Source organism: Sandarakinorhabdus limnophila DSM 17366 (assembly GCF_945882885.1).
Classification (GTDB): Bacteria; Pseudomonadota; Alphaproteobacteria; order Sphingomonadales; family Sphingomonadaceae; genus Sandarakinorhabdus; species Sandarakinorhabdus limnophila_A.
This window is the reverse complement of sequence record NZ_CAMCWT010000076.1, coordinates 1-8,354: the sequence shown is the minus strand read 5'-3', so window position 1 is coordinate 8,354 and position 8,354 is coordinate 1. Positions and strand designations below refer to the sequence as shown.

The 8,354-nt window shown below is 64.0% G+C and carries 8 protein-coding genes and 1 pseudogene; 4 read left to right on the top strand and 5 right to left on the bottom strand.

The genetic code is table 11. From position 1 onward, the window contains the following. From Q7O19_RS12305 to Q7O19_RS12285, 5 genes and pseudogenes are all read right to left on the bottom strand, one after another. Positions 1 to 1,029, bottom strand: a pseudogene (locus tag Q7O19_RS12305) (ABC transporter ATP-binding protein); the annotation flags it as partial. Positions 1,030 to 1,173: 144 nt separating this feature from the next. Next, positions 1,174 to 2,505: an aspartate aminotransferase family protein gene (locus Q7O19_RS12300; protein ID WP_303810800.1), complete on the bottom strand. Its 1,332-nt coding sequence runs from the start codon at positions 2,503 to 2,505 to the stop codon at positions 1,174 to 1,176. 17 nt (positions 2,506 to 2,522) lie between these two features. Continuing rightward, positions 2,523 to 3,011, bottom strand: coding sequence for a glutathione peroxidase (locus tag Q7O19_RS12295; RefSeq protein WP_303810799.1), 489 nt, complete (start codon positions 3,009 to 3,011; stop codon positions 2,523 to 2,525). Positions 3,012 to 3,023: 12 nt separating this feature from the next. Beyond that, complete coding sequence (locus Q7O19_RS12290; protein ID WP_303810798.1) at positions 3,024 to 3,614, bottom strand: thymidine kinase; 591 nt, start codon at positions 3,612 to 3,614, stop codon at positions 3,024 to 3,026. Positions 3,615 to 3,658: 44 nt separating this feature from the next. Next, positions 3,659 to 4,483: a TIGR00266 family protein gene (locus tag Q7O19_RS12285; RefSeq protein WP_303810797.1), complete on the bottom strand. Its 825-nt coding sequence runs from the start codon at positions 4,481 to 4,483 to the stop codon at positions 3,659 to 3,661. Between the two features lie 121 nt (positions 4,484 to 4,604). On the opposite strand from Q7O19_RS12285, the gene Q7O19_RS12280 reads away from it, so the two are divergent. The 4 genes from Q7O19_RS12280 to Q7O19_RS12265 all read left to right on the top strand — a co-directional run. Next, positions 4,605 to 6,662 carry a TonB-dependent receptor gene (locus tag Q7O19_RS12280; RefSeq protein WP_303810796.1) on the top strand — a complete coding sequence of 686 codons (2,058 nt, stop codon included), beginning with the start codon at positions 4,605 to 4,607 and terminating at the stop codon, positions 6,660 to 6,662. Positions 6,663 to 6,734: 72 nt separating this feature from the next. Further along, complete coding sequence (locus Q7O19_RS12275; protein WP_303810795.1) at positions 6,735 to 7,268, top strand: cytochrome b; 534 nt, start codon at positions 6,735 to 6,737, stop codon at positions 7,266 to 7,268. 31 nt (positions 7,269 to 7,299) lie between these two features. Further along, positions 7,300 to 7,986 (top strand): uracil-DNA glycosylase, encoded by a 687-nt coding sequence (ung, locus tag Q7O19_RS12270; protein ID WP_303810794.1) that lies wholly within the window; start codon positions 7,300 to 7,302, stop codon positions 7,984 to 7,986. Between the two features lie 29 nt (positions 7,987 to 8,015). Next, a partial coding sequence (locus Q7O19_RS12265) for an alpha/beta hydrolase family protein (protein ID WP_369692474.1) occupies positions 8,016 to 8,354 on the top strand: 339 nt, incomplete at its 3' end.

Genomic DNA, 8,354 nt, shown 5'->3' with positions numbered 1-8,354 from the left:
CGCGCCGCCGCTGGGCGCCGCCAGGCCGGCAACCGGCTTGGCTTCCTGCTTCAGGCCATAGAGCAGGGACAGTTCCTCGATGGAGGCGACAAGATCGTACCAGTCGTCGAGATAGGAATAGAGGCTGTTCATGCCGGCAAACACGCCGGACAGGATGAGTTCGGCCGCCACCAATTGCCCGATCGACAATTGTTCCTGGATCACCAGCCAGCCACCCAGCGCCAGCAGGCCGGCCGACGCTGCGGCATAGAGGAAATAGAAGGCGATGGTCTGCGGGAACTGGTAGGCGAAATGATCGGCGTGGGCCTTCACATAATTGGCCGATACCCGTTCCGCGCCTTCCAGCGCGTAATCGATGTGGCGGGCCGATTTGTAGAAGCCGTTGGACGCACCCACGGTTTCGATGAAATGCGCGGCGTTGTATTTTTCGTGAGAGAGAATGATCGAGGTTTTCATCGCGCCCTTGGACCAGATCGCCCACACCGCCCACAACAGCGCGATCAGCACCAGGTTGAATGCCAGGAAAAACGGGTGATAGAAACTGGTGACAACGAACCCGACGATCATGCTCAAAATGATGGTGAAACCGCCGATCAACAGCGACGGCACCGCCTTTTGCATGTTCACCATTTCAAAATAGCGGTTGAACAGATCGAAGCGGCGATCATCCTGAAAGAAAGGATCAGCCGCGTTGATCGCCCGCATCGTCACATCGGCAACCAGCCGCGCCATGAAGCGACGGCGATAGAATTCCATCAAGTGGATGCGCAGCACCGACAGCAGGCCCGACACGATGAGCAGACCGAACAGGATGGCGGCCAGGGTGAACAACGGCACCGGCAGCGCGGTATTGGCGATACTGTTGATGAGCAACTGCACGGAAATCGGCGTGGCAAGGCCAAGCAGGGCGATACCAACGCCATAGATGATCGCCAGCCAGAAATAATTCTTCTCAGGCCAAAGAATGTCTTTCAGCCAGCTGTACACCAGCTGGTTAAGGTCCATCTTCGCAAGATCCTTGGCGGCCATGTCTCTCCTGTCACCTGCTGCGGGCAACACTGGCCCATGTAGGGGCAAGCCCCCGCCATGCCAAGGCGGGCCGTACGAAAAAATTACATCTCCGTAATGATTCCCTGTGCGAAGAGATCAACGCATGGCATGGATTGTCCGCTATCAGACATCGGCCAACTGCCGCAGGCCCGCGCCGAGCCGATCGGCAATCTCGTCGATCTGGGCTTCACTGATGATCAGCGGCGGCGACAGCGCGATGATGTCGCCGGTCACGCGGATCAGCAGGCCCGAATCGAACATGGCGCGGAAGATTTCCTGCCCGCGCACACCCGGTTGGCCGGGGCGGGGGGCCAGTTCGATGGCGCCGACCAGGCCGAAATTGCGGATGTCGATCACGTGCGGCAGGCCGGCAAGGCTGTGCAGCGCCGCTTCCCAATGGCTTTCCAGCGCGCGGGCGCGGGCGAACAGGCCTTCGTTGGCATAAAGATCGATCGTGGCGATCCCGGCGGCGCAGGCCAGCGCGTGGCTGGAATAGGTGTAGCCGTGGAACAATTCGATCCCCGGCACGTCGCCTGGTGCATCGACGATGGCATCATAGACGTGACGGGCTGCCGCCACCGCGCCCATCGGCACGGCAGCGTTGGTGAGGCCCTTGGCGAGGCAGATGATGTCGGGCGTGACGCCGAACCGTTCGGCCGCGGTCGCCGCGCCAATGCGGCCGAAGCCGGTGATCACTTCGTCAAAGATCAGCAGGATGCCATGGTGCGCCGTGATCGCCCGCAGCCGTTCCAGATACCCCACCGGCGGCACCAGCACGCCGGTGGAACCCGCCACCGGCTCGATGATGACGGCAGCGATGGTGTCGGGGCCATGCAGAGCGAACATCGCTTCCAGCCGGTCGGCAAAGTCGGCGCCATGGGCCGGCTGGCCCTTGCTGAAGGCATTGCGTGCCGGATCGTGCGTGTGCGGCAGGTGATCGGTGCCGGGCAAGCCGGTGCCGAAGGTGCGGCGGTTGGTGACGATGCCGCCCACCGAAATGCCGCCAAAACCGGTGCCGTGATAGCCGCGTTCGCGGCCGATCAGGCGGATGCGCTGGCCCTGGCCCTTGGCACGCCAATAGGCCAGCGCAATCTTCAGAGCGGTATCGACGCTTTCAGAACCTGAATTGGTGAAGAAGATGCGGTCCAGCCCTTCCGGCATGATCCCGGCAACGCGCGAAGCGAGCTGAAAGGCGAGCGGGTGGCCCAACTGAAAGGTGGGCGCATAATCGAGCACTGCGGCCTGCTGCTGGATCGCCTTGACGATGGGTTCACGGCCATGGCCGGCGTTCACGCACCACAGGCCAGCGGTGCCATCCAGAACGCGGCGACCAACGGCGGTGGTGTAATGCATGTCCTGCGCGGCCACCATCAGGCGCGGATTCGCCTTGAAATAGCGGTTGTCGGTGAACGGCATCCACAAGGACGACAGGTCGTTGGGTGCAACACTGGCCATGGCGGCGATCTCCCTTTTTAGGCCCGGGCGAGCAGCTTCTCGATCTGGCTGCCCAGCGCTTCCGGCTTGGTCGTGGGCGCGAAACGTTCCTGCACCTGGCCGTGTTTGTCGACGAGGAACTTGGTGAAGTTCCACTTCACCGCCTCGCTGCCAAGCAAGCCGGGCGCCTGTTTCTTCAGCAGTTGGAACAAGGGGTGGGCGTTGTCACCATTCACGTCGATCTTGGCGAACAGGGGAAAGTCCACATCATAAGTGAGCTTGCAGAAATTGGCGATCTCGCTGGCATTACCAGGTTCTTGCGCGCCGAACTGGTTGCAGGGGAAGCCGAGCACGGCAAAGCCGTTGGGGCCATATTTCTTGTGCAGCTTTTCCAGCCCTTCATATTGCGGCGTGAACCCGCACTTGCTGGCGGTGTTGACGATCAGCAGCACCTTGCCTTCGAAATCCTTCATGGAAATCTCGCGACCATCGATGGTCTTGGCGCTGAAATCATAAACGGTCGTCATATACGCTTCCCTTCAGGGCTGATGCTGCCCGGCCAAGGCTGCCGCAAAATGCCGGCGACACAGGGCCACATAGCGATCATTGCCGCCAATCTCGGTCTGCTGGCCAGAGGCCACCGGCTTGCCCTGCCCGTCAATACGCAAGTTCATCGTCGCCTTGCGGCCACAGGAGCACACTGCTTTCAGCTCGGTCAGCGTATCTGCAATCGCCAGCAACCACTGGCTGCCGGGAAACAGATTGCCCAGGAAATCGGTGCGCAGGCCATAGCAGAGCACGGGAATGCCCAGATCATCGGCGACATGCGCCAGCTGCCAGACCTGGTCCTTGGTCAGGAACTGGGCTTCATCGACCAGCACGCAATTGAGCGTGCCCACCGCATGCGCGCTGGCCACGGCGGCAAACAGATCGGTTTCGGGAACGAACATGTCGGCCGGCGCTGATAGTCCGATGCGCGAGGCGATCACGCCCTGCCCGGCCCGATCATCGATCGCAGCGGTGAACAGCATCGTGCGCATGCCGCGCTCACGATAGTTGAAGCTGGCCTGCAGCAGCACCGTCGATTTGCCGGCGTTCATCGAGGCATAGTAGAAATAGAGCTTGGCCACGCACGTTCTTTGCGCGTGGCCAAGCCATTTGGTCAACGGGCTGGTTAGCGATTGCCGCCGATGAGATCGCCCAGTTCGCCAAGCACGCTGCCCTCGCCGCGGTTCTGGCCGCGGCCCATGGCGGCCTGCATCATGCGGCCGGCCAGCCGGCTGAATGGCAGCGACTGGATCCACACCTTGCCCGGCCCGGTAAGGCGGGCGAAAAACACGCCTTCGCCGCCGAACAGCATGGATTTGACTCCGCCCACGCTTTCCAGATCGAAGTTCACTGACGGCGTGAAGGCCGCCACGCAGCCGGTATCAACATGCAGCACTTCGCCCGGCGCCAGTGTGCGCTCGATCACCGTGCCGCCCATCTGCACGAACACCCAGCCATCGCCTTCCAGCTTCTGCATGATGAAGCCTTCACCGCCGAACAGACCGGTCATCACCTTGCGCTGGAAGGCGATGCCGATGGAAACGCCCTTGGCGGCGGCCAGGAACGCATCCTTCTGGCAGATCAGCGTGCCGCCAATGCTGTCCAGCTTGAGCGGCAGGATATGGCCGGGGGTGGGCGCGCCAAAGGCAACGCGCGCCTTGCCGCCGCCGTTGTGGGTGTAGACGGTGGTGAACAGGCTTTCGCCGGTGAGCAGCCGCTTGCCGGCCCCCATCAGCGCGCCCATGAAGCCGCCGCTTTGTCCGCCGCCATCGCCAAACACGGTTGTCATGCCGATGCTGGCATCCTTCCACACCATGGCACCGGCTTCGGCCACGGCGCTTTCGCCGGGATCCAGTTCGATCTCGACGAACTGCAGTTCATGGCCCTTGATCTCGAAATCGATATCATCGGCGATGCCGGTGGCGCGGCTGTGTTGCCAGGGATTGGGCATGGAATGTCTCCTGTTGTGGTGATGCCAGTGTAGGGCGGGTGTGTTGCGCCGCCAAGACGCAAGCCGCGACAAAATCGTTGGGCGCTTGCACCCGCCGGCGCGTTGGGCAACACACGCGGCCATGAAGCATCTGCCCCTCTTCGCCGCCCTGCTCCTCAGCACCGCACCTGCGTTTGCCGCTGAGGCCGAGGACACACTGATCACCGTCACCGGCAAGGGCCTGAAGGATCTGCCCGGCGATGCGGCACTGTCGTTGATCGTGATCGACCGGGAGCGCATCCTGAACACCGGATCGAACCGGCTGGAATCGGTGCTCGCCGATATCGCCGGGCAACAGCAGTTCCGCCGGTCGGACAGCCGCTCCGCCAACGCCACGTCCCAAGGCATTACCCTTCGCGGGCTGGGCGGCAATGCCTCGTCCCGCGCGCTGCTGGTCCTGGATGGCGTGCCGCAGGCCGATCCGTTCGGTGGCTGGGTGGCGTTTCCGGCCTATGCCACCGGGCGGCTTGATCGCATCAGGGTCACGCGCGGCGGTGGCTCCGGCTATTGGGGCCCGGGCGCGCTGGCTGGCACCATCGAACTGGAATCCGTGGGCGGCAACGCGGCGCGGCCATTCGACGGCGCCATCGCCTATGGCAGCCGCAACAGCGTCGACGCGCAAGGCGCACTGGGGCTGACACGTGACAAGGGTTTCGCCACCCTTTCTGCCGCCTATGGCCGCGGCGACGGTTTCATCCCCATCGTCGAACGCAATCGCGGCCCGGTCGATCGCGCGGCGCCTTATGAACAGGCCAGCGTGGCCCTGCGCGCCGTTGTGGAAGTCGCGCCCGAAACCGAAGCGCAAGTGACGGCCAATGGATTCACCGACAGCCGCGAGCGTGGCACCGATTTTTCGCGCAACACGTCCGAAGGCGTTGATGGCGCGCTGCGGCTGGTCGGGCGCGGGCGCTGGGGGTGGCAGGCGCTGGCCTATGTGCAGACGCGCAATTTCACCTCCGATTTTGCCGCCGTGAACGCCACGCGCACCAGCGTGACGCAGAGCCTGGCCCAATATGACACGCCGGCCACCGGCTGGGGCGGCCGGCTGGAGTTGGCGCCGCCGGTGGGTGACGGCGTCTCGCTGCGGCTGGGCGCGGACACGCGCCAACTCACCGGCAAGACAATGGAGCTGTTCACCTATGTGAATGCCGCCCCCACCCGCCAGCGCGAGGCCGGCGGCCGCACCGGCACCACCGGGCTGTTCGCCGATGCCAGCATCGAACGCGGCATGGTCACCGCCACGGCATCGGCCCGCATCGACTGGTGGACGATCAAGGATGGCCGCCTGCTGGAAACCACCATCGCCACCAACGCGCCGTTCACGAGCCTGCTGTTTGCAGATCGTTCCGGCCATGAATTCACCGGCCGCATTGGTCTGGCGGTGAAGCCCGCCGATTGGCTGGCCCTGCGCGGTGCGGCCTATCGCGGCTGGCGGCTGCCGACGCTCAATGAACTCTATCGCCCGTTCCGCGTCGGCCCCGATGCCACGGCGGCCAATGCCCTGCTCAATCCCGAGCGGGTGACAGGCGTGGACCTCGGCTTCACGCTCAAGCCGGCAGGTGGTTTCGAGATCGGCGTCACCGGTTTCTGGAACCGCATGGACGACACCATCGCCAACGTCACACAAGGGCGCGGGCCGGGCAACTTCCCAGGTGTCGGCTTCGTGGCGGCCGGCGGCTTCTATCGCCAGCGCCAGAACCTGGATGCGCTCACCGTGTGGGGCTGGGAAGTGGATGCGAAGCTGCGGAGCGGCGACTTCGGGCTGACTGCAAGCTGGAGCCATGTCGATCCGACCATCGCCGCATCCGGGGCCGCTGCGCCACTGGACGGGCTGCGGCCAGCCCAGACGCCGCGCGACCAGTTCTCCGGCACCATCGATTACACCGGCAGCCTGTTCACAGCGTCGGCCACGCTGCGCCACATTGCCAGCCAGTTCGAGGATGATCAGAACAGCCGCAGCCTGAATGCCGCAACCATGGTCGACGCGCTGCTGCTGGTGCCGCTGGTGAAGGGCCTCGCCATCGAAGGCCGCGTCGAAAATCTGTTCGATGCCGAGGTGCAGGCGGCACTCTCCGGCACCGGTGTTGTCGAACGCGCCCTGCCCCGCACCTTCTGGGTGGGCGCGCGCGTTTCGTTCTGACCGGGTGAACCCCGTATCGACGGGCGTAAGATGCAGGCCTAGCGTGTGCCGGCACCCATGGAGACACGCCGCATGAGCCGTTACAGCAAGGTTGCCATCACGCTGCACTGGCTGATGGCCCTGATGATCATCGGCAATTTGGCCGGTGGCTTCCTGCATGATTTCGTGCCGCGCGAAGGTGGCCAGCGCGCGCTGGTGATGGATTTCCACAAAAGCTTCGGCCTGACCATCATCGCCCTCACCCTGTTCCGGCTGGGCTGGCGCTTGGGCCATAGCGTGCCGGCTTTGCCCGCCTACTTCACCGGTGGCGAGCGGCTGTTGGCCAAAGCGGCCCACTGGGGTTTCTATGCCGTGATGCTGGCGCTGCCGCTGTCGGGCTGGGTTGCGGCGGATCGCAATGATCGCCCACTGGCCTGGTTCGGGCTGCCGGTCTCCAAGTTCGGCGTTGATAAGGCCACCGGCAGCGCTGCCAACGAACTGCACGAGATCTTGGGCTGGGCCATGTTGGCGCTGCTGGCGCTGCACATTGTTGGCATCATCAAGCATTTGGTGATGGATCGCGACAATCTGATGCCCCGCATGGGTGTGGGCAAACCGCGCGCTTGACGCTGCCGCCCAGTCCCCGTCACACAGGCGCATGGCCGACACGATCAAGCTGCACGAAAGCTGGCGCGCGCCGCTGGAGGATGCCCTGGCCTCGCCGTCGATGGCGGCGTTGCAGGCTTTCCTGTTGGCCGAAAAAGCCGCCGGCAAGGCGATCTTTCCCAACGGCAGCGAATGGTTCCGCGCGCTTGATCTGACGTCGCTTGATACAGTGCGCGTGGTGATATTGGGGCAAGACCCCTATCACGGCCCCGGCCAGGCGCATGGGCTGGCGTTTTCCGTGCGCCCCGGCGTGCGGGTGCCGCCCAGCCTTGTGAACATCTACAAGGAACTGCAGGCCGATCTCGGCATCGCGCCAGCACGGCATGGCTTCCTTGAGCATTGGGCGCGGCAGGGCGTGTTGCTGCTCAACACCAGCCTGACGGTGGAACAGGGCGTTGCCGCCAGCCACAAGGGCTGCGGCTGGGAAGCGTTCACCGATGCGGTGATCCGTCTGGTGGCGGAACGGGAACAACCCTGCGCCTTCCTGCTGTGGGGCAGCCACGCCCAGAAAAAGGCTGGCTTTGTCGACGCGAGCAGGCATCTGGTGCTGAAAGCCCCCCACCCATCGCCACTGTCGGCGCACAATGGCTTCTTCGGCTGCCGCCACTTCAGCCGCACGAATGTCTGGATGGAATCGCAAGGCCTGCACCCCATCGACTGGACGCTGCCGCCAGTCTAGCCTGAGCCCGTGTTGAAGGGGGAAAATCGATGCGAAGTCTTGTTCTAGCCCTGCTGTTGATGTCTGCTCCGGCGCTGGCCAATCCGCTGTTCACCGATCCGCCCGCCACCGCTACGCCGCGCGCCCGCATGGAAGTGTTGCACATCCCTTCGGGCGGGGTGGAGATCAACGGCGTGGCCTATCTGGCGGCAGGGCCGGGGCCGCATCCCACTATCGTCATCTGCCACGGCTGGCCTGGCAACGAGAAGAATCTCGATCTGGCCCAGGCCCTTCGCCGGGCCGGGTGGAATGCCATCACGTTCAATTATCGCGGTGCTTGGGGCAGCCCCGGCAACTTCCGCTTTGGCCAGAACCCGGAGGACGCCAAG

Coding starts and splice junctions, on each gene's coding strand:
- Q7O19_RS12300 (WP_303810800.1), bottom strand. CDS start 2,505: ATGGCCAGTGTTGCACCCAACGACCTGTCGTCCTTGTGGATGCCGTTC.
- Q7O19_RS12275 (WP_303810795.1), top strand. CDS start 6,735: ATGAGCCGTTACAGCAAGGTTGCCATCACGCTGCACTGGCTGATGGCC.
- Q7O19_RS12285 (WP_303810797.1), bottom strand. CDS start 4,483: ATGCCCAATCCCTGGCAACACAGCCGCGCCACCGGCATCGCCGATGAT.
- ung (WP_303810794.1), top strand. CDS start 7,300: ATGGCCGACACGATCAAGCTGCACGAAAGCTGGCGCGCGCCGCTGGAG.
- Q7O19_RS12295 (WP_303810799.1), bottom strand. CDS start 3,011: ATGACGACCGTTTATGATTTCAGCGCCAAGACCATCGATGGTCGCGAG.
- Q7O19_RS12280 (WP_303810796.1), top strand. CDS start 4,605: ATGAAGCATCTGCCCCTCTTCGCCGCCCTGCTCCTCAGCACCGCACCT.